This window comes from Lysinibacillus louembei, assembly GCF_033880585.1.
Classification (GTDB): Bacteria; Bacillota; Bacilli; order Bacillales_A; family Planococcaceae; genus Metasolibacillus; species Metasolibacillus louembei.
In genome coordinates this window covers 2,517,887-2,541,662 of record NZ_CP137624.1, presented here as the reverse complement: position 1 = coordinate 2,541,662, position 23,776 = coordinate 2,517,887, and the positions used below count along the sequence as shown (strand labels likewise).

Here is a 23,776-nt window from a genome sequence, read left to right as displayed (position 1 = left end):
ACAAAAAAAGATAGAGCAGTTCGCTCTATCCTTTAGTTCCCCTACTCTAATTCGTAGGTTATATCATATACATATCCTTTTTTCATTGTTAGCACCACACCATCATAAACCCAAAAATAAGCTTCATCATTTTTATAAGTATCATTAGGCAAACCTGCTAACTTTTTAACTTCACTTTCTGACATTCCTGTTTGTAAATTTGATTGTAGTATGTTTCTCGATTGATTATTTTGATAGTCTTGGTCTTTTCTTGATTCTTCCAATGAATCAGCTATTTCTTTATAGTAGTATTTATCTTTTATACTGTCATAGAGTTCTTTATTCTCATCATTGACATAGCTATTAACAACTTCATCTTGGATAGTAGATTTAATAGATTTAAAATCTTCATAACTAAGATTTTCGCTGTTTAATACAATAAGAATGGAATTGTTAAGGGTTTTTGTTGCTCCCTTTATTACTTCATTCAGTTTATCATTTCCTTTTTTAGTTTGGTCAGAATTATTATCAAGGCGGTACTTCGCATGAACAATAGCTGTATGTGAAATATCCATAATACTAATGTTATCTTCAATCGTATTACTATTAATAATGTATTTTGTATTATTCTTATAATTGTTATAAACTAACTCTTTTACTCTAATATCTTCCTTAATTCTTGCTCTTTCATATTCGTCAGGTCTAGTCGCAACAAAAATAGACACAAGAATACCTACGATTACCATCGATATGATGATAAGCTTCTTCTTATCTACTTTATACTTTACTTCATTTACTTGTCTTTGTTCCATTTTTTCATTTAATATTCTCTGTTGCTCCGCTTTAACTTCGTCTTTAATGCTCACAATTCAATCACCTGACTTACTCAAAATTTTTATCTTCAATTGGTTTATTCTCTTTATATTTTTCTCCATCAGCCACTTGATTAGATTGAGCAAACTCAAGCGCCTGCATAATTCCTAGTATGTAGTTTTTACCTTCATCATTTAGTTTTTTAAAGCCTATCTCTAATTGCTTATACTTGTCTTCCCTCTCCATAATCACCCTCCTCTAAAACTCGCTATGATAGCATTATATATTCACCAAGTGAGTATTTCAACTACATTTATACTTCAATCACTTTCATTGTAAGCGAAAATATGATATTTTGAATTCATCAATAAAGAGGTGATATGTATTGTCTACCAATCAACGTGTTAAGGAAATTAGATTAGCTTTAAATTTGTCACAAGCAAAGTTTGCTACAGCTATCGCAATATCCAATGGTTACATAGCAGGCATAGAATTAGGAAATCGAAAAGTAAATGACCGCCTTATAAAGCTTATTTGTTCTACTTTTAATGTGAATGAAAATTGGTTAAAAAATGGGGAAGGCGATATGTTCAAAAATCCCGCTGATACTAAGTTTGAAATGGCAATGAATGTTTTCAAAGAACTGAATCCTGATTATCAAGAATTTGTTTTAAAGCAGATTGATGAACTATTGAAAATCCAAAATAAGAAGTAGAAATATCCTTTGTTGATAGCTCTGCCTATATACTCAATATGTCATGTCTAAACGCTCATACAGGCTCTGTGAACGACCTGAGCGTTTTAATTGTTACCAACACATGCTTATCATTGCTTACGGGCTTGTCTGTGCCACTCAATTGACACTACTTCCTTTGAGACAGTTGTTTCAGCTCTGATAACCACCCTGAGAGCGTTCTGAAAAGGTGAAATATAAAAAGCACACCACAGGTAACAAGGTCTTAAACCATCAAAGGTCAGTCAGTCCGATTGAGAAGTTCTCTCTACCTCACCTTTAAGAACCCTTAGAATCGCTTTTAGAGGGTATGTGATTTTCATGCTATTGTGAGATGGTAGTTTTTTTACCTCCCAAGGCTCACTACAGCCAAACTGAATAAGGCTTAAACATAAAATAGTGAAGGTTACGTTCAGGTATGCCTATCTACTTAGTGTATTTATATATCTTAATTTAATATAATAATATATTAATAAACTAAGTAGAGTGTTGTACCTGAACGTAACCTTCGGTCTAAAAAGTATGAAAAACAGGTCAACTATTATACTACTTCCCTTTAAGAAGATGCTCATTAATTGCTGTAGTACGTTCAATTTCATTGGAAGCAAACATGATAGCCATAAGCAACTCTTTCTCTTTTATGATTTCCATTATCTTTTGTTAATAAACTACTTTTCCTAACAGCGTGTCGAGTTGTTATTGTTTAAACATGGCTTTAGTCGCTTCCGCTCCCTCCGCTCATGTTTAAAAAATAACGAACTCAACACTTGTTGGTTTTCGCTTCTTCGAAGCAAAAACCGTTTTACATATCACTTTTTCTATTGCAAGACAAAACAGTCCTAAGGCTATATATAGCTTATAGACTATTCTGTCTTACACGATGCAAGGTGTAGATTCTGCGCTGTTTTTTCTGTCCATTAGAATCTATAATATATTCTTTGGATTCAATAAATTCATAAGGATAACCTAAAATAACCATCTCTCTGTTAGCTGTCGAGATACTCTTTATTACCTTTTTAGTCTTGCTATTTTTCAAAAATAATTTCTCCAAAAGTTCTTTGGCTTCCTCAGAAGAAAACTTATTGTCAATATTTTCTTCTAGTATTGCTAACTTAGCATTTTTATCCTCAAGATAATCTCGAATATATATCTTTTCTTGATAATCCATGAGGGATTTAATCTCTTCAAGATACCCATTTGGCTTCTGTACATACTTTTGATAACTTATTAAATTTACTGCTGCTTTAACATACTTCATGTTATTAACTTTCACATTACCTGAGCTGTCAATGTAAAAAATGTCACTCAATTTCGTATGCTTACCTTTGGTTGATTTGACAGTTCCATAGAACAGTTTGCCTGATTTAACTCTTTCGGCTTCCTTAGATATATAACCACCTAATTGTATGTTAGAATAATTTTTAAATAGAAGTCTTACTTTTTCCTCAACTTCATCGGATAAGCGTTTCCTCCCAAGACATTGAAGGAATGTGTCTGTATCAAGCATATCAATAATAATGTGTTGTACATCTAAATCTACAATGTTTACACCAACATCAAGTGCAGAGGTAGCAATCAAAAAAAGCGTTTCAAACCTTTCTTCATTGACAATTGTATCAACCTTTTCATTATCAACAAACTCAACGTAATCACTATTTACCCCACAGACAAATGTAGCGTGTTGCTCATATTTTTTGAAAAGTTGATATGCCCTTCTGTCACTTTGAATAAAAACCATTGTTTTATAATTGTTTTTAAGCAACCAATCCATAGCCTTGTATAATTGCTCGTCAGATTGATAAGCTGAAAGGTTACCAACAAAACCATAGTCTTGACTTAAAGGGTATTCATCAGGGTATTTAATGAGCTTTCTCTCTTTGTAAAAGCGCTTAACATAGTTTAGTAATGTTTCACCTGTAGCACTTAAAAACAGCGTGATTGCATGAGAGGTTGATAAAAGATGTTTCAACGACATGTCTGTATAATCATTGAAATTTGCGTCATTAGTAAAGTAGTGTGATTCATCACAAACAATGTATTTGTAAACTTCTAGCCAACCATTATTATTTCCATGATTATTACACTTAGCTTCAACAGTTTGATACATTTTAACAGTAATATTTGTTATTCCTTCTTTTTTAAGTTTAGCTTCAATCTGCTCTTTTAGCTTTTTTCTTGGAACAAGATATAAAATTAGCTCACCATTTTGTTTAGCATATTCAGCTAGAACATTTTGAACAAAGTAGCTTTTCCCACTTCCTGTTCCACTAGCGATACTGACCATATCACCTGCGCTCCAACTCTTATACTTGTTTCCAATAAAATCTGTTACTTTCATTTCCTTTGTCTCCTTTGTGTAACAACCGCTACACTAAAAGGCTATTTGACAATACCTATTCAAAACCAAAACAAAAGCACTCTTAAACAAATGTTTAAAAGTGCTTCCTAATCATCATTGTTATCCTAATAGACACGTAACAATAATAGAAGCCCTAGTACAACTCAAATAAATATGTATAACAAATAACCCATTAGCTAGGCTGATTTTTCACATTTTATTATTTATTTGTACTAGACACATGCTCTATTAAAAGAACGTCTGTTTGCTGTAAGTGTCTAAAAAAATCATATTGCTATTATTATACATCAAATTATTATAAATTGAAAGCCTTTCAACCAAAAATACCAATTACCTCGATTGATTTTATATTTGATGTAAATAACTATTTAGCCTACTCTCCAAGAGTATTCAAATCTCCCATAACAAAAACACGCCATCTCTTAAAAGATTAGCGTGTTTTGACTTATCTATATTAGCCTTTGGTCTTTATCTTCATCTATATCAACCTTGACTGCTTCCACAATCTCAAAGCTCTCCACATCATTTAACACCATTGTCTGACCATCACTTGTTGTAATCACAATACTATCAATATTCCCCTGCGCTGTTGTTAACTCATTGACCCCTTCAAAATCATGAGCCACTGAAAAAGTAACTTTGTAATCTATCATCATTCGTTTCCCTTTCTTTATTTGTTCTAATTCCAAGTCTACATCATAAAAATATTTGAGCATAAAATGTAAATCTTCTTTCGTTAGCTCAATTGACCCCATTCTAAATGGCGGTTGATTCCTATAGACTGCATATTTATCAAATGTAGCTACATTATGTTTGGCATTGTAGCGAGCATGAAGCTCATATAAACCATAGTTTGCTGTATTGATGATTTTTGACATTGTAAGCCCTCCTAATTAAACTCAAAATACTTTCTAACGTCATCTGCAACATTCTGCAAGTCTGCATGTAAATACTTAGTTGTTACAGATAAATCTGCATGACCTAAAGCCTTTGATACTAATAATATGTCATTGCTTTTCTTATACAAATTAGATGCAAAGCCACGCCTTAATGCATGTGGATTAATATTTTTAATACCAAACTGCTTAGTATATTTATACAATTGCTGTTTAATAGAATTAGAAGTAATTGAATTAATAGTAGAAGTACCTTTCATTGTTATAAACAGTAAATCGTTGTCTTGGCTGTATTCACGTCTTATTGCTTCATTTTGATTAATTAATACAGTTAGTAAATAAGCAAGTTGCTTATCAATTGGAAGTATTAAGCCTTTGTGATTCTTCATTACGTCACCATCTAGCTTTAACTGCATATTTTCAAAGTCAATATGACGTTCACGCATAAGTGAGATAGTTCCAATTCGCAAGCCTGCTCGATACATTAACAAAATAGCACATGCATTTCTTAAATCTAAAAATTTAGAGTAATCTAGTACAGATAATAAAAGATTTACTTCATCATCTGTAGCCCCTTCTTTAATAGCTGTATCAACTCGTATTTTAATGTTTTTCCAATATTTAAACTTAATCCACCCATTATCATAGCAACGTGATAAAAAGGCTTTAAAGCACTTTAAACGTGTTAAGCGAGTAGAGTTTTTAACCTTCATTGTGCCTAACCAATCTCGAATAACCGTTTCTGTAATATCATCAAGATAAACTGCATCTGTATTGTGCATAAAATTGATTGTAATTGTTCGATAATCATACAATGTTCGTTCTCTACAGCCTTCTACTTCCATTTGTCTTAGTATAGTGCTTAAAGCTTGTTCCATTGTAACGCCTTCTCTTTTCTCTTCCTTCTTTTTAACTGAATTTGTAGATGAAATAAACTGATTCGCTAAATTAATATCAAATATCCCTTTCTTTTTCGTCATAGAAAAAAGCACCTCACCCTCTATAGATTGACTATACTAATCAGCAAGATGACCGATTGTTGTAGTTTAATCTATATTGAGTAAGATGCTTTTAATTGCCTATATTATAGGCTTTTCTGTTCGACCTATTTACGTCCCCAGTAGGATTCGAACCTACGACCGCGAGCTTAGAAGGCCCGTGCTCTATCCAGCTGAGCTATGGAGACAGTTGCTTTAATAACGCAATTGGTATTAAAGACAATATTTATTATATGAATAAAGCGTTATAAAGTCAACACAATTTTAAAAATTAGTGGCGATTAAAATGCAGTGTTTCAAATAGCTCACCTTGGCGTGTAAAGCATTCGACTTTATATGCTTCCTGTTCAACCGTTAGGACGACATAGCTTTGCTCACGGCGCCCTCTTGGCATTAATAGGCTGCCTGGGTTGATGAATAGGATATCATCAATCATTTCAGCACCAAGTACGTGTGAATGACCGAAGCAGCAAATATTGGCACCTAGCTCCTTCGCACGGTACGATAATGCTAGTAAGGATGACTTCACTTGAAATAAATGGCCGTGTGTAACGTATATTTTTACATGACCATGAATGATGACATCTTCATCGGGAAAGCGATTGTCTGTATAATCACAATTGCCGCGCACACGGACGACATCTGCTAAATTTGGATGGTCATATGATAACTCACTGTCACCACAATGAATAACAATATCGCTATCTTCCTGCTGGCTGCGCACGAGGCGAATCACTTCCGCATCGCCATGCGTGTCGCTCATTACTAGTATTTTCATATTTGCTGCCCCCTTGTCATGTCAATTAAATTAACGTTGGAAGTACATCCGCTAATTTGCGAATGGCGTTACCACGGTGTGAAATGGCGCCTTTTTCTTCTGGAGAAAGCTCAGCCATTGCACGCTGTAATTGTGGTACGTAAAAGATTGGATCATAGCCGAAGCCATTTGTACCGCGCTTGTCCTCCAAAATAACCCCTTCACACGTGCCAAACACTGTATATGTTTCTAATTGTGGACCTGCTACTGCTAACGCACAACAGAAGCGTGCTGTACGCTGTTCTTCTGGTACACCTTGAAGCTTTTCTAATACTTTGATGATATTTGCCTCGTCATCATGATCGCCTGCATAGCGTGCTGAATAAACGCCTGGCTCGCCGTTCAATGCGTCAATCGCTAAGCCGCTATCATCTGCAATAACAAGCATTTGTAAGGCTTCTGCTAATGCCTCTGCCTTTAAAATTGCATTTTCCTCAAATGTTGTACCTGTTTCCTCAATTTCCATATCAGGTGCTACATCAAACATTGTAACAACCTCATAGCCAAGCGGTGTGAATAGTGCTTCAAAATCCTTCGCCTTGCCTTTATTTTTTGTTGCAATTACTACTTGTTTCGTCATATGTGCTTACGCTTCCTTTCTCGCATCAATCATTGCCGCTACAGCGCCTAATGCTTGTTTTTGGTGCACGATTAATTGTTGAATCCCCGCTTCACCTAACGCTAATAGCTCATTTAATTCTTGACGAGAAAATGTTGCCTCTTCACCAGTGCCTTGTACTTCAACAAAGCGACCTGCACCTGTCATGACAATATTCATGTCTACGAGTGCTGCCACATCTTCTACATAGTTTAAGTCTACTACAGCGCCAATCTCTTCGACAATCCCGACGCTCGTTGCAGCTAAATAATCGATGATGGGAAACGTGTCAAATGACTTTTCTTCACCTAGCTTGGCAATTGCTTGTGCCATTGCGACAAAAGCACCTGTAATGGAGGCTGTACGTGTACCACCATCCGCCTGAATGACATCACAGTCAATCCATACTGTTTTCTCGCCTAATGCTTCTAAATCGACAACAGCACGCAATGCACGCCCGATTAGGCGCTGTATTTCCATCGTCCGACCATTTATCTTACCGCGCGCTGATTCGCGCTGTGTACGCTGTGCTGTGGCTCTAGGAAGCATCGAATATTCAGCCGTAATCCAGCCTTTGCCTTGCCCTCTTAAAAAGCCCGGAACCTTCTCCTCTATTGTCGCTGTACAAATGACCTTTGTATTGCCTACTGTAATAAGGACAGAGCCTTCTGGATGTAGTAAATAATTTGTATCGATATGAATTGGGCGCAGCTCATGTACTGCCCTTTCGTCATGTCTAATCATGAAAATCCTCCTTTTTATTCGCGCACTAATCTTATCATATATTATGTACGCAAAAAAGGGGCAGCCCGAAAAGATACTACCTTTTCAGACTGCCTTAGCTTTTGTATTAAAACGCAATGCGTTGAATATTTAAATTTGGCTGCTCTAGCCATCTTTCAGCAATGGAACGAAAAATAGGTACAGAGCCTGACGCAAAAAAAACATGCTGTGGCGCCAGTTTATTTGTACGCAATTGATTCGTATAAGTTAAAGTTTCCAGCACATGATATGCGGTTTCTTCTGCTGATGATACAACATGTATACCTGCCCCTACTGCCGCCTCTATTTGCTTTTGGATAATTGGGTAATGTGTACAGCCTAAAATCACTGTATCGAAGCTTACATCCTTCAGCGGCTTTAAACCGTCCGCTACTAAATCATAAGAAAATTGACCCTCATACTCACCACTCTCCACAAGCGGTACAAATGTCGGGCAAGCGAGTGGCATAACTTTCACTTTTGTTGACAATGAGTGCAATGCTTTTTCATAGGCAGCACTTTTTATGGTGCCTGCAGTAGCGAGGACAGCCACCTCATTGCGCTTCGTTCGTTTAATGGCAGCACGTGCACCAGCATTGATAACACCAATAACAGGTATTGATAGTTTTCTTTGCAGGCTTTCTAAAGCAACCGCTGTTGCTGTGTTACAAGCAACGACTAGCATTTTAATATTCATTTTTTCTAAAGCTTTTGCCATTTGCCACGTAAATTGACGTACCTCTTGTTCTGTCCTTGGCCCGTATGGACATCTAGCCGTATCGCCAATATAGTATATGCTTTCATTTGGGAGAAGCCTCATCATCGCCTTTGCAACTGTCAGCCCACCAACGCCTGAATCAATGACACCGATAGGGGCATCCATATAAACCGCCTCAATCCTATTTCATTTGTACATGTAGTTTTCTTAAAAGTCGCACTAAATCTGTCGCTTCTTCTACATCAAAATCTTCCATGATATTGCGCAAATAATGGCGACGTTGCTCAATTACTTCTTGAATAATTCGCTCTCCCTCAGGCAGTAAATGAATGCGCACAACACGTCGGTCTTGTTCATCGCGAACACGTTGTACAAGCTGGGCTTTCTCCATACGATCAACTAAATCTGTTGTCGTGCTAAAAGCTAAATACATTTTAGTGGATAAATCACCAATCGTCATATCGCCTGCTTCTCCCAACCATTGTAGTGCTACAAACTGCGGAGGTGTTATTGTATAGTTACTTAAAATTTCGCGACCTTTTTGCTTCACCAAGTGTGAAATAAAGCGTAGTTCTTTTTCTATAGTCGCTATAGAGTCAGCACTGTGTTTTTCATTATTATGCATATTACAAGATCACTCCTAACAACAATTCATAGCTCTATTTTGAGGTTTTTTGAGGAAAATAGCAAGCTTACGTTCCGTTTAACTTCAATTCTTGTAAGCGTAACAGCTCGATTAATGCTTGTGTTCTACTTGAAACACCCAATTTTTGTATCGTATTGGAAATATGATTGCGAACTGTTTTTTCGCTAATAGCAAGCTTCTCTGAAATTTCCTTTGTCGAATAGTCTTCAATTAATAGTTGAAATATTTCACGCTCTCGTTTCGTTAATAATAAGCGTGATTGTGAGTTCCCCATGTTATAACACCCTCCTATCCTGTTCTTTGTAAAATATGTGAACAGGAGCATTACGGTGAGGGCGATTTCACTACTTTGTCAGCATTAGTTTTTTGGTATGGTCTGTCCATGCTTGTGCTCTGCCAGTTTGACGGTTTATTTGTACAATAGTACCTCGTCCTGTAAACACTGGCACACCTTTTTCATTTTTGGCTAAATAGTGAACATCAACAGAGCTGGAGCCTACTTTTGCAGCCTTCACAAAAATTCGCAAGCGCTCATCGAAAAATACTTGCTGTAAAAAATCACATTGCAAATCAGCAACGACAGGAATTGTTTCACTATTTGGTGAAACCCAATCAGCCATTAAGCCAAGCGATTGTAAATATTCGATACGTGCCATTTCAAAATAAGTAAATGGCACCGTATTATTTAAATGTCCATACATATCCGTCTCACTAAAACGTACCTTTACTTCTACCGAAAATCGGAATTCCTCCATCCACTGCTCTGCGTTATCAATATATACTGCTCGCATAAAAACTCCCCCTTGTATAATGAATACCTATTCATTATAGCATAAAAAATTGAAGAATATAGTAATCACTATAAGTTGAAACTGACATGCAAAATGGCACATGGTATTGCTGTTTTCCTTTGCCCTAGCTAAGCACTGTGTTTTTTTTAAAGAATTGATTTTTATTTTGTCGACTGTAGCTTTCTACACATTAAAAAACCATCCAAAAGCACTTATGCTTTCGGATGGCTCCTTATTAGTCTACCATATGGTCAGAACCGAAGAAGTTCTTGAACATTTGTACAGTCGCAGCACGGTTAAGTGCAGCGATTGAAGTTGTTAAAGGAATACCTTTTGGACATGCAGCTACACAGTTTTGTGAGTTACCGCAGTTTGCTAAACCGCCATCGCCCATAATTGCAGCTAAACGCTCATCTTTATTCATTGCACCTGTTGGGTGTGTGTTGAATAAGCGAACTTGTGATAATGGTGCTGGTCCGATAAACGAAGCTTTTTCAGATACGTTTGGACATGCTTCCATACATACACCACATGTCATACATTTTGATAATTCGTAAGCCCATTGACGTTTGCGCTCTGGCATACGTGGACCTTCACCTAAGTCATACGTACCATCGATTGGCACCCATGCTTTTACCTTTTTCAAGGCGTTGAACATACGGCTACGGTCAACCTGTAAGTCACGAACAACAGGGAAAGTTTTCATTGGCTCTAAACGAATTGGTTGCGTTAATTTATCAACTAATGCCGAGCAAGATTGCTGTGGACGACCGTTAATAACCATCGAACATGCACCACAAACTTCCTCTAAGCAGTTCATATCCCAAGTAACAGGTGTTGTTTCTTTTCCATCAGCTGTTACAGGGTATCTTTGAATATGCATTAATGCCGAAATTACGTTCATACCTGGACGGTAAGGTACGCTAAATTTCTCTTCACGTGTTGGACCATTTTCCGTATCTTGACGGACAATAATCAATTCAACTGTTTTGCCAGTGTTTACTGCTTCCATTATTAATTATCCCCTTTCGAAGAATAGTCGCGAGTACGTGGCGGAATTAATGAAACGTCAACTTCTCCATACGAAATAATTGGTTCACCAGTAGCTGGGTCAAATTTCGCCATTGTTGTTTTTAAGAAGTTCTCATCGTCACGGTTCGGGAAATCAGGTTTGTAGTGAGCACCGCGTGATTCATTACGCAGTAACGCACCTTTTGTCATTACTTTTGCAAGGTAAAGCATGTTTTTTAACTGACGAGTAAAGTGAGCACCTTGGTTTGACCATTTTTGTGTGTCATGAATGTTGATTTTTTCCCAACGTTGTTGTAGCTCTGTTAATTTCTCGTAAGTTTTTTCCAAGCGATCGTTATGACGTACAACTGTCATGTTGTCAGTCATCCACTCACCAAGCTCTTTATGCAATAAGTAGGCATTTTCTGTGCCATCCATTTTCAGGATTGCTTCCCACTTCTCTGTTTCTTCTTTTACACGTGCATCGTAGATTGTTTCTGGTAAATCTTCCGCATGCTTTTTCAGACCTTTTACATATTCTACAGCATTTGGTCCTGCAACCATACCACCGTAAATTGCTGATAATAGTGAGTTCGCACCTAAACGGTTTGCACCATGTTGTGAGAAGTCACATTCACCAGCTGCAAATAAGCCAGGAATTTCTGTCATTTGATCGTAGTCTACCCATAAGCCACCCATTGAATAGTGAACTGCTGGGAAGATTTTCATTGGTAATTTGCGTGGGTCATCCCCTACGAATTTCTCGTAAATTTCAATGATACCACCAAGCTTAATATCTAACTCATGTGGATCTTTATGAGAAAGGTCTAGATACACCATGTTTTCGCCGTTAATACCAAGCTTTTGGTTAACGCACACATCAAAAATTTCACGTGTTGCAATATCACGTGGTACTAGGTTACCATATGCTGGATATTTTTCTTCTAGGAAGTACCAAGGCTTACCATCTTTATAAGTCCAAACACGTCCACCTTCACCACGAGCAGATTCAGACATTAAGCGGTTTTTATCATCGCCAGGAATCGCTGTTGGGTGGATTTGAATAAATTCACCGTTTGCATATGAAGCACCTTGTTGGTAAACGATTGAAGCCGCAGAACCTGTGTTAATAACAGAGTTTGTTGTTTTACCGAAGATAATACCAGGACCACCAGTTGCCATAATAACAGCATCACCGCGGAACGCGCGGATTTCTTCTTTTACTAAGTCTTGCGCTACGATACCGCGACATACGCCGTCGTCATCAAGCACCGCACCAAGGAATTCCCAGTGCTCATATTTTGTTACTAAACCAGCTACTTCGTGTGCACGAACTTGCTCGTCTAATGCGTAAAGTAATTGTTGACCAGTCGTTGCACCAGCAAATGCTGTACGGTGCATTAATGTACCACCGAAACGACGGAAGTCAAGTAAGCCTTCTGGTGTACGGTTGAACATTACACCCATACGGTCCATTAAGTGGATAATACCAGGTGCCGCATCACACATCGCTTTTACTGGTGGTTGGTTTGCTAAGAAGTCCCCACCATATACTGTATCATCAAAGTGAATCCACGGAGAATCTCCTTCACCTTTTGTATTTACTGCACCATTAATTCCGCCCTGCGCACAAACAGAGTGTGAGCGTTTAACTGGAACTAATGAGAATAATTCAACTTGAGTGCCTGCCTCGGCTGCTTTAATCGTTGCCATTAAACCGGCTAACCCGCCACCAACAACGATGATTTTGCTTTTTGCCATGATTTCTTCTCACTCCTCTTTCTTTAACTAAAACTTCTCTCTTAAACGAATGATACGATAGCTGCTACGCCCATAATGCTTAGAATAACAAAGATGACCATCGTTACATATGTGGCAATTTGTTGTGACTTTGGAGATTGTGTAATACCCCAGCTCACTAAAAATGCCCAAATACCGTTTGCTAAGTGGAATGTTGCAGATAAAATACCTACGATATAGAACCCAAGCATCCACGGTGATGCAACGATTTGCTCCATCATATCGAAGTTGACTTCCGCACCAAGCGCCTTTTGGATACGCGTTTGGAAAATATGCCATGCGATGAAGACTACTAGGAAAATCCCTGTCATACGTTGAAGACGGAATGCCCAGTTACGGAAAGTGCTAAAGCGTGAAGTATTATTTGTTGCTGTAAATGCGATATACACTCCGTAGAAAGCATGGAACATTAATGGAATATAAATGATTACCCATTCCATTACTAATAATAGTGCATGTGGAACTAACTCCATCATTCCAGTTGCGCTATTGTAAGCTTCTTCACCACCAACTGCAGTGAAGTTCAAAGATAAGTGGAACACCAAGAACAGACCTACTGGAATAATCCCTAATAGAGAATGTAAGCGGCGCCATAAAAACTCACGATCTTTTGACAAGACTGTTACCCCCCTTAGTACTTAAAATACGCTAGCCAAGCCGTCACGAAATTGTAAACGTTGTCCGTTGACTGCGAATTTCATCATGGTACAATATTATGACATGTCCATTGTACTCTCAACCTACTAGAGCGTCAAGGTAGCTTACGATAATTCATGTCGCTCTTTAAGCGTTTTTTTCGCTACTTCATGCGCATTTTTCTTGCGTAATATCTATTTTTTGCAAATTTAAACAATATAGAAGAAATTTTAGAAAGAGGTTTTTACCTATGGAAAGCGGTAATACAAAGACGATTCCAACGTTTGGCTATGAAATACTACGCGATTATGTACTGTCCTCAATTTTAGGAAAACACGAAGGAGATGTGCTCTATTGGGCAGGCAAAGACATCGCAAGAAAATTCCCCCTGTTTTCAATGGAAGAAGCAGCTACATTTTTCAAAGAGGCTGGCTGGGGTGCATTAACATTAGAAAAAGAAACAAAAGATAGCCGTACATATTTATTGACTGGTGATTCAGACATTTTAAAATTTGATAGCCGCTGCTTCCGCCTTGAAGCAGGCTTTTTAGCACAGCAAATGCAGCATCAGCTAGGTTATTTAACAGAATGCTATGACGAAAAAAATAGCAAAAAGCAATATGTTGAGTTTCATTTAAAAACAGATTTGAAGGAAAAGATATAAATAAAGAAGGCTAGCTTGGAAAATATTCTTTTTCAAGCTAGCCTTTTATGTTGGTTGAGCGAATTTTCACATTGGATGGGCGAATTTCGTCATCCGTTGAGCGATTTTCACCTTTCGTTGAGCGAATCGCTATTTTTGCTCTTTTTGTTCCTGAAAATATCCGTAAATCTTTTCAGCTAAAGCTTGCGGAATGCGCTGTGCTGTTAGCTCCTCCACCGTTGCTTCACGGATTTTTTTCACCGAACCGAAAGCCTTTAATAGCTGTTGCTTACGCTTCGGCCCTACGCCTTCAATATGATCAAGCGCAGATTTAATCGCATTCGTGCCATGCTGCTGACGTAAGAAGGTGATGGCAAAGCGATGCACCTCATCTTGAATACGTTGCAATAAATAAAAGCTATCGCTTGTGCGCTTTAGCTCAATCGGTATAGGTGGCTCGCCAAATAACAGCTGTGATGTATTGTGCTTATCATCCTTCGCTAAGCCTGCAATCGGAATATATAAGCCTAGCTCATCCTCAATCACTTCACGTGCCACCTCCATTTGCCCTTTCCCACCATCGATTACTATTAAATCAGGCAGCGGCAGATTTTCCTTTAACACGCGGCTGTAGCGGCGGCGAATTACTTCCTGCATGGCACCATAATCATCATGGCTCGCTGCTTCACGCAATTTATATTTACGATATTCCTTCTTCGCAGGCTTGCCATCAATAAAGACAACCATCGCTGAAACCGCATCTGCACCGTGCATATGGCTATTATCGAACGCCTCGATACGAAGAGGTGCTGCGATGCCCATCGCCTCCCCAAGCGCCTCACAAGCGCCTACAGTGCGCACCTCCTGCCTTTCAATCAACTGGAATTTTTCATGAATACCTATTTGGGCATTTTTCATCGCCATATCCACGAGCTCTTTTTTTGCACCACGCTTTGGAATAACAACGCGTACATCTAGCAGTTGCTCAAGTAATGCTTCCTCAATTGATGAAGGAATCAATATTTCCTTTGGCTTCAAATGCTTCGTTTCCTCATAAAAGCGCCCAACGAATGTTAAAAATTCCTCCTCTGGGTCACGGTAAATCGGGAAAATGGAAACGTCACGCTCGATTAATTTCCCTTGTCGCACGAATAATACTTGTACACACATCCAGCCCTTTTCTACCGCATAGCCAAATACATCACGATTGGATAAATCCTTCGTAATAATTTTTTGCTTTTGCATAATCGCCTCGATATGGGCAATTTGGTCGCGAAACTCCTTTGCTCGTTCAAATTGTAAGGCTTCTGCTGCTTCTAGCATTTGACGCTCTAAATTTTGCTTGACCTCGATATAATCACCATTTAAAAATTTCGCAATTTCCTCTGTCATATCACGATAAATGTGCGGCTCAATTTCTTTCACACAAGGTGCTAAACATTGCCCTAAGTGATAATATAAGCATACTTGTGCTGGCAACTGTGCACATTTTCGAAGCGGATAAATGCGATCTAACAACTTGCGCGTTTCATTAGCTGCATAGGCATTTGGATATGGACCGAAATATTTCGCTTTATCCTTTTGAATTTTACGCGTCGTTAAAATACGTGGATATTTTTCGTTCGTTATTTTAATATACGGATACGTTTTATCGTCTGTTAGCATCACATTATACTTTGGATCGTATTGCTTGATTAAATTTAACTCAAGCATTAATGCCTCCAGGTTAGATGCTGTCACGATATATTCAAAGTCTTCGATTTCGCTAACTAAACGCTGTGTTTTACCGTCATGCGTTCCCGAAAAATAAGAGCGCACACGGTTTTTCAGTATTTTTGCCTTACCAACATAAATCACTGTCCCTTGGCGGTCTTTCATTAAATAACAGCCTGGTTCATCTGGTAGAATAGCTAGTTTATTGTGAATGATTTCATTCATTTAGAATCACCTATACTTTTAACATAATGATAGCGAAAAATGAAAAGCCGCGCTACTGATTTCACAGTGCGCGGCTCCATCTTATTTGTTCGAGTCGATAAAGTCGATTAATGCTTCTTTCGGTTGGAAACCAGCTGTTTTCGCCTTTAATTCGCCATCTACGAATAATAATAATGATGGGATTGACATGATTTGGTATTCTGCTGCTGTCGCTTGGTTGTTATCAACATCCACTTTTACGATTTTCACATCATTACCGATCTCTGCATCTAATTCCTCAAGAACTGGTGCAATCATTTTACATGGTCCGCACCATGTTGCCCAAAAGTCTACAAGAACTACGCCGTTTGCGATTTCTTGTGAAAAGTTTTGATCTGTCGCTTGTATAATTGCCATTTAAATAGCCTCCTTCAACTAACATCTGCCTGTAGTATAGCATGTTTAAAATACTGAGGATAGCATATTGCTCAGATGTTATATTGATATTGAATAAGTGCGGTTTCCTCGCCACAATACAGCTCGCTACCAATGCGGCTAATTTCCTTAAATCCAAGCTTTTCTAGCATTTTTTGTGCACGTATATTTGTCGCATGTGTTTCAGCTAAAAATGTAGTGATATGTAATTGCTCCATACCGTATTGAATTAGTTGCTGCACCACTGCTACGCCTAGACCTCTACCCCACAAACTACGATCACCAATCGCTATACCAATTTCTGCTTGCCTGTTATGTATTTCTGCTAAATCAGTGTAACCAATTAGCTTGTTTTGATATTCAATACCCACCCTTATGAAAGTAGCATTGTTTATATGTATACAACGTTCCCACCATGCAGCTAATTCCTCTTCTTCTCTCTCGATTTCCCAGCCGCTTGCTGCACAAAACTCTGGGTCTTTGCTCCACGCTAGGACATAGGCGAAATCTTCTGATTTTAAAGGTCTAAGCATTATGTCGTTCATTCAAAATCACCTCAAATTCATAATCCTCTTGCTGTTAAAATTAGCTTATCATACAACATTCAATTTCTTTACTTCTTGCTGAATATATGAAAATCACATGAAATCAAATTAGTAAATTTTGATTTCATGTGATTTATGTATAAGGTTTGTTTAAATATTATTTATACAGTACTCCACGCCCCTTATAATCATCTGGTGTCTTATGATAATCTATTGTAAACTTTATTTAAGCACCTGTAAAATTTTTTCCATTACCTAAAATAATTATTGTAGTCAAGTTAGTATATGTTCCATTAAGATATCTATTTCCCCAAGATGTCTCCCCGAGCCATTTCTGTACTAAAATTTCATATTTTTAGTAAATACCTAAATTTTTACAGCACAAAATAAAAAAATCCAAACTTTACTGCATTGAGAATCGTTTTATAAGTGAAGAAAGGAAAGGAGTGGTATTTTTGTTAACTATTCATGACTTAAAAGAAATAATGAATCTATATACAGAATCCTTAATACGATTAGCTTATTATTATGTAAAGGATTGCCAAGCAGCTGAGGATATTGTTCAAGAAGTATTTATAAAGATGTATCACCATCAAGATAAATATGAAGAACGGGGAGAGCTAAAAGCTTTTTTATATAAAATGACAGCTAATAAAAGTAAAGATTATTTAAAGAGCTGGTCTTATCGCAAAGTACAACTACAAAATAAAATTTTCCCTTTCGATAGTAAAATAGATTTAGATGAACTGGTAAGAAAAGAGGAAGAAACCATAGTAGGAGAGGCAATTCTTGAATTACCATTAAAACAAAGAGAGGTACTCATTTATTTTTATTTTAATGAAATGAATATTAAAGATATAGCCAGTATTTTGACTATTCCAGAAAGTACGGTAAAAACGCGATTAAGAAGAGGCAAAGAACTATTGAAAAATAAATTGAAAGATATTCAATGGGAGGTGCTTTTAAATGAATAACTATACACCTACTGAAATAAAAGACTTACAAGCCATTAAACAACGTGTGATATTTAATGTATTGCAGGAAATAGAAAATGGCCCCCGCAAGCCTGCATTTAGATGGCGATTTGTTATACTAAGTGCTGTTTTAACAATCAGCTCTATTCTTTTTATTGTCAATCAGATGTTTATGGGGGATAAACATGCCACAACGATTGACTTCACCGAACCCGCATTTTATGAAGAACAAGGTTTATTTTATTTACATGGTGTTACCTTGGGTGATCCAAAAGCCAAAGTAACAAAACTCTTAGGAGAGAATTACACAACAGAATTTCAAGAGGACGGTAGTAACGCGGATCTCATATTAGATTATGGGGGTAATGCAAGGTTTTATTTTATACAAGAGAAATTAGTGTCTATCATACTTATTGGAACAAATGAGCAGCGTTTTGATGAGGTATTTACTCATTACAAAGGAACAAAATTTACTGTTGAGGAAACTCAGTTTCTTTATTCAAGTGAAACGTCCCATGTAATAAAAGCCGAGTTTACACCTAATGGGTTATACGTATTTCTAATGTATGCAGGCCCAGACTTTGCAGAAACACAAAAGTTTTTAGAACAACAAGACAATGCAGACTAGTCTATAATCAATTACGCCTCGGCTAACTCTTGTCCAGATTTTTTCGAGCTCGTTCGAAAACTCCCCTTCAAAATCTGTGACATCCGCCGAAGGCTTAACTTGAATCAGCAATATTTTTTGCGACGAGTAACCGCAGGAGCAAATCTTTTTTGTATCGAAAGCGTAACGTTAGATACAGGTAGTTTGGCAATCCTTCTGATTTCGTTACTTTTCCTGCATTCATCCCACACTTATAGAAGTGGCGGACTTTTGCTGAATCAAGTTAAAATAACCTTTATTGATTTATACTCTCATTTCTAAAAATACAATAAATAAAAACACCTTACATTGAAAATTGGTATCAAAATACCTAATAATTCAAGTAGAGGTGTTTTTCTATAAAATCCAGAGTGAGTTTCTTCAATACTATTATGTAACCATTAGCTATTGAAAGTCAAAAGGATTAGGGTAACCAATTTCCTCTAATTCTTCTGGAGACATCTTAACTAATTCTTCATGAGAATAATAATTTGGACTATCTGGTGACAAATCGCTACCCTCTTCTAATAATTGACCCATATCTTCGTCTAATAAATTAATTGAAGCAGGTATAAAGTTACTAAGCCAAGTTTTAGGATTAGTAGCATTTGATTGAGTGACATTAGTACATGTGGAAGTTGGGCAATTTCTAGTTTCTAAATGTAAGTGCACCCCTGTAACATTTCCTGTTTTCCCCATAGTACCAATTTGAGTATTCCCATTTACTGTTTGTCCAGCCGAAACATTATATGTGTTTAAATGTGCATATACACTTTGAACATTTACATAGTTCATTTGATTTGTTCCATTATGATTAATAAATACTACATTCCCATAAGAAGAATGGTAACCCGCTGAATATACTACCCCGTTATGAATTGCTTTAACTGCATCCCCTGCTACGCCAGCGGTTCTTGCCCCAATATCCAAACCATAGTGCATTTCTGTGACACCATTTAGTGTTCTCATTCCATACTCAGATGTAATTCTTGTTGATTGAGTGGGCCAATAGATTGTAGCTGCTAAAGAGGCACCTGCAAAAGAGAAACATAGTGCTAATACAAAGATACTTCCAATCATTTTTTTCTTCATGAATTTTCCCCCTAACATATTTTATCGGCACAATGTTTATTAATAAACATTGCCTTCACAACTATAAATTACCATAAAAACAAAGAGTAGTAAACCGATTATTTCAACATTTTCAAAATTAAGTTATTTATATCCTCTTTTTATAATTAACAGAACCACTAGTAGATATAGGGGTAAATTTCAGATTGCTCATAAACAAATAAAGTTTCGATGAACCATAATTGTTCGTGATTTCCCTATTTTTATTATCTTTTTGATAATAATCGATTTTTTCAGTAATCTTTGACAGATTTCTTGTAATATATCATTCAAAGTCAATTTCTAAATCTACACTAAGCTTTGATAGTTAAATTTATTATCGATGTAGTTATCTGACATGGAACTTGCTTGTAAAGAAAATAAAAACAACCTCATATACAATAACAAAAGAGATTGTTTTATCGGGCTTTTTAATTAATCAATTCTTTACATAAATCTACACTAACTTTAAATGGAAATGGCCTTTTCTCCATTTCAATAAAAATACAAAAATCTGTAGGGGAAGTGTTCCCCTACAGCCTTTTATTAAGCGTTTGCCTTCAACGCTTTGAATTCTTCAATTAACATTGGGACAACTTCGAATAGGTCGCCAACGATACCGTAGTCTGCTACTTTGAAAATGTTAGCTTCTGGGTCTTTGTTGATCGCTACGATTACTTTTGAGTTTGACATACCCGCTAAATGTTGGATTGCGCCTGAAATACCTGCTGCGATATAAAGATCAGGTGTTACAACCTTACCCGTTTGACCGATTTGCAAAGAGTAGTCACAGTATTCTGCGTCACATGCACCACGAGAAGCACCAACTGCACCGCCTAATACGTTCGCAAGCTCTTTTAATGGCTCAAAGCCTTCTTCCGATTTCACGCCACGTCCGCCAGCAACAACCACTTTTGCCTCTGATAAATCAACACCCTCTGCTGATTTGCGAACAACTTCTTTAATAATTGTACGCAAGTTTGTAATATCAACAGCTAATGACGATACATCGCCTGAGCGACCTGCATCTTTTGCAAGTGGTGCGATATTGTTTGGACGAATCGTTACAAATACGATGCCATCCTTCACCTTTACTTTTTCGAATGCTTTACCAGAATAAATTGGGCGGATAAATACTGCACCGTCACCAGCGCCTTCGATTTCTGTTACGTCAGATACAAGACCTGCTTGTAATTTTGATGCGATTTTTGGTGATAAGTCTTTCCCAAGAGCTGTGTGACCAAATACGATTGCTTCTGGGCTTTCTTCACCAACAACTGCCATAAATGCTTGGCTAAAGCCATCAGATGTATATGATTTTAAGTGTGGGTGTTCCACTGTGACAACGCGGTCTGCACCGTATGCAACTAATTCATTTGCGACACCCGCAACGCTATCTCCGATTAATACCCCAACAATTTCGCCACCATCAGCGATTTGTTTTGCTGCTGCAATTGCCTCGAACGATACGTTACGTAGGCTTCCTTCACGAACTTCCCCTAAAACTAACACTTTTTTTGACATGCTATTTCCCTCCGTTACCTTTGTTATGAATATGCAATTAGACTACTTTTGCTTCTGTGTGTAGTAAGTTAACAAGCTCTTTTACTTGTGCCTGTAATTCGCCTTCTAACACGCGACCTGCTGCTTTTTGTGGTGGTAAGTAGATTTCTACTGTTTCCACTTTTACTTCTACATCATCTTCATCGATGTCTAAATCATCAAGCTCAAGCTCTTCTAATGGTTTTTTCTTCGCCTTCATAATCCCTGGTAAAGATGGGTAGCGTGGCTCGTTTAAGCCTTGTTGCGCTGTTACTAATAAAGGTAATGAAGTTTCTAACACTTCTGAATCCCCTTCGATATCACGCACGATCTTCACGTTTGTGCCATCGATTTCTAGGCTTGTAATTGTTGTGACATAATTGATACCTAAAAGGTCAGCTAGACGAGGGCCTACTTGACCAGAGCCACCATCAATTGCAACATTACCTGCTAAAATTAAATCTACCTCTTTATCTTTTAAATATTCTGCTAAAATATAAGCTGATGAATATTGATCTAATTCGTCTAAATCGTCTTCTGTATTAATTAGGACTGCTTCATCTGCACCCATTGCCAATGCTGTACGCAATTGCTTTTCAGCATCCTCGCCACCGATTGTGATAACCGTTACTTTGCCACCTAGTGCATCGCGCTTTTGAATCGCTTCTTCAATCGCATACTCATCGTATGGGTTAATGATGAACTCTGCGCCATCCTCTTGAATTTTGCCACCTGCTACAACGATTTTTTCCTCTGTGTCAAACGTGCGTTTTACTAATACATAAATGTTCATTTTCCAGACCCCCGAAAGCTAATTTATTTTGGTTCAGTAGTAAATTTCCTTCTTTAATAGGAATGTGACGAGGTTTTCCTCGCATACTCAAAAAAATCCGGACGCAATTACGCTGGGGCGTAATTGATTATTTACCTTTAAAAACTGGTTGACGTTTTTCAATAAATGCTTGTATTCCCTCTTTTGCGTCCTCTGATACGAAAACTGTACCAAAGCTTTCCGCCTCGGCTGCTACCCCTTCATGGAAGGATGCAGGCTTTGCATATTGCAGCATCGCAATAGCCGCCTTTAGTGCAACTGGACTTTTCTTCGCAATTTTTTTCGCAATTTCAAGCGTTTTTGGCAATAATTCCTCATCCGTAAATGCTTGGTTTGCTAATCCCCATTGGACAGCCTCTGCCCCTGTAATTGGCTCTGATGTAAACAGCATTTCAGCCGCTTTTGCAAAGCCTACATAACGCGGTAAGCGCTGTGTGCCTGCAAAGCCAGGAATTAAGCCTAGCTGTAGCTCTGGCAAGCCTAGCTTCGCACCTTCAGTTACATAGCGTAAGTGACAGCCCATTGCTAGCTCTAGCCCTCCGCCTAATGCTGCACCGTGAATCGCTGCAATAATAGGTTTTGAGAATGTTTCTAATCTCTCAAAAACATTTTGTCCATGCTGAGATAATTTTGCGAATTCTGCGCCTGATGATACTTCTGTAAATTCTTTAATATCTGCACCGGCAGAGAAAAAGCGCCCTTCACCATGTAATACGATGACACGAACTTCCTCATTATGCTCCACTATATCGAGTAATTCATTAACTTCTGCAATCATTCCCCGTGATAAAGCGTTGGCTGGTGGTCGCTGTATTGTTACAACAGCTACGCCTTCGTCTATTGCCCAACTGAGAAATTCCATTCTCCCATACACCCCTTTAAGCTTTTAAGCCATTCAGTAGTAATTGCTGCACTTTTGGTGCTTGTTCAAGTAAATTATAACGATAGTCATTCATTACCCAAGTTGTCGTAATTTCATCGATTGTGCCAAATACCATTTGACGCGCTACTCGCACATCCATTGCAGAATTAAATTCACCAGACACCATGCCTTCAATTAAAATTTCATCAAGCAATTTTAAATATTCCTTTAAAATCGCATTGATTTTTAAGCGAATTTCCTTATTGGACTGACGTAATTCTAATTGTGTCACCGTTGCAAGATGATGATCATCCGCTAATACTGAAAAGTGACCTTCAATCATTCGGCATAGTTTTTCTGAAGAGGTTTCACCACTTTTTAAAATTTCCTGCAAGTTTTCAACGAACACGACCATCTTTTCTTGAAAAACAGAAATTAAAATATCCTCTTTGTTTTTGAAATAAAGATAAATTGTGCCGTCAGCAACGCCAGCCTGTTTGGCAATTTTCGAAACTTGAGCCTGATGGTAGCCATTTTCAGCAATTGCAATAACAGCAGCATCAATAATTTGTTTATATTTTGGTTTATTGCGCTTCATGTTTATCACCACCAGTAAAAAATCAATTACATTTTCTTTTCATAAGAAAAACATGAATGACCATTCATTCATGTTTTTATATTATTATTTGTTCTACTAGATGTCAAGTAGTTCA

The 23,776-nt window shown here is 37.5% G+C and carries 27 protein-coding genes and 1 tRNA gene; 4 read left to right on the top strand and 24 right to left on the bottom strand.

Annotated elements, in window-relative coordinates; all coding sequences use genetic code 11:
* Positions 1–41 precede the first annotated feature (41 nt).
* Positions 42–845, bottom strand: a complete 804-nt coding sequence (locus R6U77_RS12715) for a hypothetical protein (RefSeq protein ID WP_319835909.1) — start codon at positions 843–845, stop codon at positions 42–44.
* A 16-nt stretch (positions 846–861) separates the two neighbouring features.
* Complete coding sequence (locus R6U77_RS12710) at positions 862–1,038, bottom strand: hypothetical protein (protein ID WP_319835908.1); 177 nt, start codon at positions 1,036–1,038, stop codon at positions 862–864.
* 139 nt (positions 1,039–1,177) lie between these two features.
* Between R6U77_RS12710 and R6U77_RS12705 the strand changes: the two genes are divergently transcribed.
* On the top strand, positions 1,178–1,507 hold the full coding sequence (locus R6U77_RS12705; protein WP_319835907.1) for a helix-turn-helix domain-containing protein: 330 nt from the start codon (positions 1,178–1,180) through the stop codon (positions 1,505–1,507).
* Positions 1,508–2,381: 874 nt separating this feature from the next.
* Here the strand turns inward: R6U77_RS12705 and R6U77_RS12700 are convergent.
* The 14 genes from R6U77_RS12700 to R6U77_RS12635 form a co-directional block, all read right to left on the bottom strand.
* Positions 2,382–3,863, bottom strand: coding sequence for a DEAD/DEAH box helicase (locus R6U77_RS12700; protein WP_319835906.1), 1,482 nt, complete (start codon positions 3,861–3,863; stop codon positions 2,382–2,384).
* Between the two features lie 470 nt (positions 3,864–4,333).
* Complete coding sequence (locus tag R6U77_RS12695) at positions 4,334–4,762, bottom strand: hypothetical protein (protein ID WP_319835905.1); 429 nt, start codon at positions 4,760–4,762, stop codon at positions 4,334–4,336.
* An 11-nt stretch (positions 4,763–4,773) separates the two neighbouring features.
* Positions 4,774–5,760, bottom strand: coding sequence for a tyrosine-type recombinase/integrase (locus R6U77_RS12690; RefSeq protein WP_319835904.1), 987 nt, complete (start codon positions 5,758–5,760; stop codon positions 4,774–4,776).
* 132 nt (positions 5,761–5,892) lie between these two features.
* Positions 5,893–5,966, bottom strand: a tRNA-Arg gene (locus R6U77_RS12685).
* 83 nt (positions 5,967–6,049) lie between these two features.
* Positions 6,050–6,556 carry a metallophosphoesterase gene (locus tag R6U77_RS12680; protein WP_319835903.1) on the bottom strand — a complete coding sequence of 169 codons (507 nt, stop codon included), beginning with the start codon at positions 6,554–6,556 and terminating at the stop codon, positions 6,050–6,052.
* Between the two features lie 25 nt (positions 6,557–6,581).
* Positions 6,582–7,175, bottom strand: a complete 594-nt coding sequence (locus R6U77_RS12675; protein WP_293926273.1) for an XTP/dITP diphosphatase — start codon at positions 7,173–7,175, stop codon at positions 6,582–6,584.
* Positions 7,176–7,181: 6 nt separating this feature from the next.
* A complete protein-coding gene (rph, locus tag R6U77_RS12670; RefSeq protein WP_319835902.1) occupies positions 7,182–7,937 on the bottom strand; it encodes a ribonuclease PH in 756 nt (251 codons plus the stop codon).
* A gap of 106 nt (positions 7,938–8,043) precedes the next feature.
* Positions 8,044–8,838 carry a glutamate racemase gene (racE, locus tag R6U77_RS12665; RefSeq protein ID WP_319835901.1) on the bottom strand — a complete coding sequence of 265 codons (795 nt, stop codon included), beginning with the start codon at positions 8,836–8,838 and terminating at the stop codon, positions 8,044–8,046.
* 16 nt (positions 8,839–8,854) lie between these two features.
* Positions 8,855–9,298, bottom strand: coding sequence for a MarR family winged helix-turn-helix transcriptional regulator (locus R6U77_RS12660; protein WP_293926265.1), 444 nt, complete (start codon positions 9,296–9,298; stop codon positions 8,855–8,857).
* A gap of 67 nt (positions 9,299–9,365) precedes the next feature.
* Complete coding sequence (locus R6U77_RS12655; RefSeq protein WP_107840794.1) at positions 9,366–9,593, bottom strand: helix-turn-helix domain-containing protein; 228 nt, start codon at positions 9,591–9,593, stop codon at positions 9,366–9,368.
* A 70-nt stretch (positions 9,594–9,663) separates the two neighbouring features.
* Positions 9,664–10,110, bottom strand: a complete 447-nt coding sequence (locus tag R6U77_RS12650; RefSeq protein WP_293926260.1) for an acyl-CoA thioesterase — start codon at positions 10,108–10,110, stop codon at positions 9,664–9,666.
* 235 nt (positions 10,111–10,345) lie between these two features.
* Positions 10,346–11,122: a succinate dehydrogenase iron-sulfur subunit gene (sdhB, locus tag R6U77_RS12645; RefSeq protein ID WP_293926257.1), complete on the bottom strand. Its 777-nt coding sequence runs from the start codon at positions 11,120–11,122 to the stop codon at positions 10,346–10,348.
* 2 nt (positions 11,123–11,124) lie between these two features.
* Entirely contained in the window at positions 11,125–12,882 is a 1,758-nt protein-coding gene (sdhA, locus tag R6U77_RS12640) for a succinate dehydrogenase flavoprotein subunit (protein WP_293926254.1), read from the bottom strand.
* A 41-nt stretch (positions 12,883–12,923) separates the two neighbouring features.
* A complete protein-coding gene (locus R6U77_RS12635) occupies positions 12,924–13,538 on the bottom strand; it encodes a succinate dehydrogenase cytochrome b558 subunit (protein ID WP_293926251.1) in 615 nt (204 codons plus the stop codon).
* Positions 13,539–13,807: 269 nt separating this feature from the next.
* Between R6U77_RS12635 and R6U77_RS12630 the strand changes: the two genes are divergently transcribed.
* A complete protein-coding gene (locus tag R6U77_RS12630; RefSeq protein ID WP_293926248.1) occupies positions 13,808–14,221 on the top strand; it encodes a YslB family protein in 414 nt (137 codons plus the stop codon).
* A 129-nt stretch (positions 14,222–14,350) separates the two neighbouring features.
* Here R6U77_RS12630 and uvrC read toward each other — a convergent pair whose 3' ends face one another.
* The 3 genes from uvrC to R6U77_RS12615 all read right to left on the bottom strand — a co-directional run bounded on the left by uvrC (position 14,351) and on the right by R6U77_RS12615 (position 17,097).
* Entirely contained in the window at positions 14,351–16,138 is a 1,788-nt protein-coding gene (uvrC, locus tag R6U77_RS12625; RefSeq protein ID WP_319835900.1) for an excinuclease ABC subunit UvrC, read from the bottom strand.
* A gap of 81 nt (positions 16,139–16,219) precedes the next feature.
* Positions 16,220–16,534: a thioredoxin gene (trxA, locus tag R6U77_RS12620; RefSeq protein ID WP_319835899.1), complete on the bottom strand. Its 315-nt coding sequence runs from the start codon at positions 16,532–16,534 to the stop codon at positions 16,220–16,222.
* Between the two features lie 71 nt (positions 16,535–16,605).
* The gene (locus R6U77_RS12615; RefSeq protein WP_319835898.1) at positions 16,606–17,097 is read right to left on the bottom strand and encodes a GNAT family N-acetyltransferase; all 492 of its coding nucleotides are present in this window, start codon (positions 17,095–17,097) and stop codon (positions 16,606–16,608) included.
* Between the two features lie 455 nt (positions 17,098–17,552).
* Between R6U77_RS12615 and R6U77_RS12610 the strand changes: the two genes are divergently transcribed.
* Together R6U77_RS12610 and R6U77_RS12605 are read left to right on the top strand one after the other, a co-directional pair.
* The gene (locus tag R6U77_RS12610) at positions 17,553–18,071 is read left to right on the top strand and encodes a sigma-70 family RNA polymerase sigma factor (RefSeq protein ID WP_293926238.1); all 519 of its coding nucleotides are present in this window, start codon (positions 17,553–17,555) and stop codon (positions 18,069–18,071) included.
* Complete coding sequence (locus tag R6U77_RS12605; protein ID WP_293926236.1) at positions 18,064–18,699, top strand: hypothetical protein; 636 nt, start codon at positions 18,064–18,066, stop codon at positions 18,697–18,699. The genes R6U77_RS12610 and R6U77_RS12605 overlap by 8 nt, the downstream gene beginning before the upstream one ends.
* A gap of 423 nt (positions 18,700–19,122) precedes the next feature.
* Here the strand turns inward: R6U77_RS12605 and R6U77_RS12600 are convergent, their stop codons facing one another.
* From R6U77_RS12600 to R6U77_RS12580, 5 genes are all read right to left on the bottom strand, one after another.
* Positions 19,123–19,809, bottom strand: a complete 687-nt coding sequence (locus tag R6U77_RS12600; protein WP_319835897.1) for a M23 family metallopeptidase — start codon at positions 19,807–19,809, stop codon at positions 19,123–19,125.
* Positions 19,810–20,373: 564 nt separating this feature from the next.
* Positions 20,374–21,351: an electron transfer flavoprotein subunit alpha/FixB family protein gene (locus tag R6U77_RS12595; protein WP_293926232.1), complete on the bottom strand. Its 978-nt coding sequence runs from the start codon at positions 21,349–21,351 to the stop codon at positions 20,374–20,376.
* 37 nt (positions 21,352–21,388) lie between these two features.
* Positions 21,389–22,162 (bottom strand): electron transfer flavoprotein subunit beta/FixA family protein, encoded by a 774-nt coding sequence (locus tag R6U77_RS12590; protein WP_293926229.1) that lies wholly within the window; start codon positions 22,160–22,162, stop codon positions 21,389–21,391.
* A gap of 127 nt (positions 22,163–22,289) precedes the next feature.
* Positions 22,290–23,063, bottom strand: a complete 774-nt coding sequence (locus tag R6U77_RS12585; RefSeq protein ID WP_293926226.1) for an enoyl-CoA hydratase — start codon at positions 23,061–23,063, stop codon at positions 22,290–22,292.
* A gap of 16 nt (positions 23,064–23,079) precedes the next feature.
* Positions 23,080–23,661, bottom strand: a complete 582-nt coding sequence (locus tag R6U77_RS12580; RefSeq protein ID WP_293926224.1) for a fatty acid metabolism transcriptional regulator FadR — start codon at positions 23,659–23,661, stop codon at positions 23,080–23,082.
* Positions 23,662–23,776: the final 115 nt, after the last annotated feature.

Excerpts from the sequence above, each read along its gene's own strand:
- R6U77_RS12585 (WP_293926226.1), bottom strand. The coding sequence starts at position 23,063 with ATGGAATTTCTCAGTTGGGCAATAGACGAAGGCGTAGCTGTTGTAACA.
- R6U77_RS12710 (WP_319835908.1), bottom strand. The coding sequence starts at position 1,038 with ATGGAGAGGGAAGACAAGTATAAGCAATTAGAGATAGGCTTTAAAAAA.
- R6U77_RS12580 (WP_293926224.1), bottom strand. The coding sequence starts at position 23,661 with ATGAAGCGCAATAAACCAAAATATAAACAAATTATTGATGCTGCTGTT.
- R6U77_RS12675 (WP_293926273.1), bottom strand. The coding sequence starts at position 7,175 with ATGACGAAACAAGTAGTAATTGCAACAAAAAATAAAGGCAAGGCGAAG.
- R6U77_RS12690 (WP_319835904.1), bottom strand. The coding sequence starts at position 5,760 with ATGACGAAAAAGAAAGGGATATTTGATATTAATTTAGCGAATCAGTTT.
- R6U77_RS12590 (WP_293926229.1), bottom strand. The coding sequence starts at position 22,162 with ATGAACATTTATGTATTAGTAAAACGCACGTTTGACACAGAGGAAAAA.
- R6U77_RS12655 (WP_107840794.1), bottom strand. The coding sequence starts at position 9,593 with ATGGGGAACTCACAATCACGCTTATTATTAACGAAACGAGAGCGTGAA.
- R6U77_RS12695 (WP_319835905.1), bottom strand. The coding sequence starts at position 4,762 with ATGTCAAAAATCATCAATACAGCAAACTATGGTTTATATGAGCTTCAT.
- sdhB (WP_293926257.1), bottom strand. The coding sequence starts at position 11,122 with ATGGAAGCAGTAAACACTGGCAAAACAGTTGAATTGATTATTGTCCGT.
- rph (WP_319835902.1), bottom strand. The coding sequence starts at position 7,937 with ATGATTAGACATGACGAAAGGGCAGTACATGAGCTGCGCCCAATTCAT.
- R6U77_RS12700 (WP_319835906.1), bottom strand. The coding sequence starts at position 3,863 with ATGAAAGTAACAGATTTTATTGGAAACAAGTATAAGAGTTGGAGCGCA.
- R6U77_RS12660 (WP_293926265.1), bottom strand. The coding sequence starts at position 9,298 with ATGCATAATAATGAAAAACACAGTGCTGACTCTATAGCGACTATAGAA.
- R6U77_RS12605 (WP_293926236.1), top strand. The coding sequence starts at position 18,064 with ATGAATAACTATACACCTACTGAAATAAAAGACTTACAAGCCATTAAA.
- racE (WP_319835901.1), bottom strand. The coding sequence starts at position 8,838 with ATGGATGCCCCTATCGGTGTCATTGATTCAGGCGTTGGTGGGCTGACA.
- R6U77_RS12630 (WP_293926248.1), top strand. The coding sequence starts at position 13,808 with ATGGAAAGCGGTAATACAAAGACGATTCCAACGTTTGGCTATGAAATA.
- R6U77_RS12615 (WP_319835898.1), bottom strand. The coding sequence starts at position 17,097 with ATGAACGACATAATGCTTAGACCTTTAAAATCAGAAGATTTCGCCTAT.
- trxA (WP_319835899.1), bottom strand. The coding sequence starts at position 16,534 with ATGGCAATTATACAAGCGACAGATCAAAACTTTTCACAAGAAATCGCA.
- R6U77_RS12595 (WP_293926232.1), bottom strand. The coding sequence starts at position 21,351 with ATGTCAAAAAAAGTGTTAGTTTTAGGGGAAGTTCGTGAAGGAAGCCTA.
- R6U77_RS12680 (WP_319835903.1), bottom strand. The coding sequence starts at position 6,556 with ATGAAAATACTAGTAATGAGCGACACGCATGGCGATGCGGAAGTGATT.
- R6U77_RS12650 (WP_293926260.1), bottom strand. The coding sequence starts at position 10,110 with ATGCGAGCAGTATATATTGATAACGCAGAGCAGTGGATGGAGGAATTC.
- sdhA (WP_293926254.1), bottom strand. The coding sequence starts at position 12,882 with ATGGCAAAAAGCAAAATCATCGTTGTTGGTGGCGGGTTAGCCGGTTTA.
- uvrC (WP_319835900.1), bottom strand. The coding sequence starts at position 16,138 with ATGAATGAAATCATTCACAATAAACTAGCTATTCTACCAGATGAACCA.
- R6U77_RS12600 (WP_319835897.1), bottom strand. The coding sequence starts at position 19,809 with ATGAAGAAAAAAATGATTGGAAGTATCTTTGTATTAGCACTATGTTTC.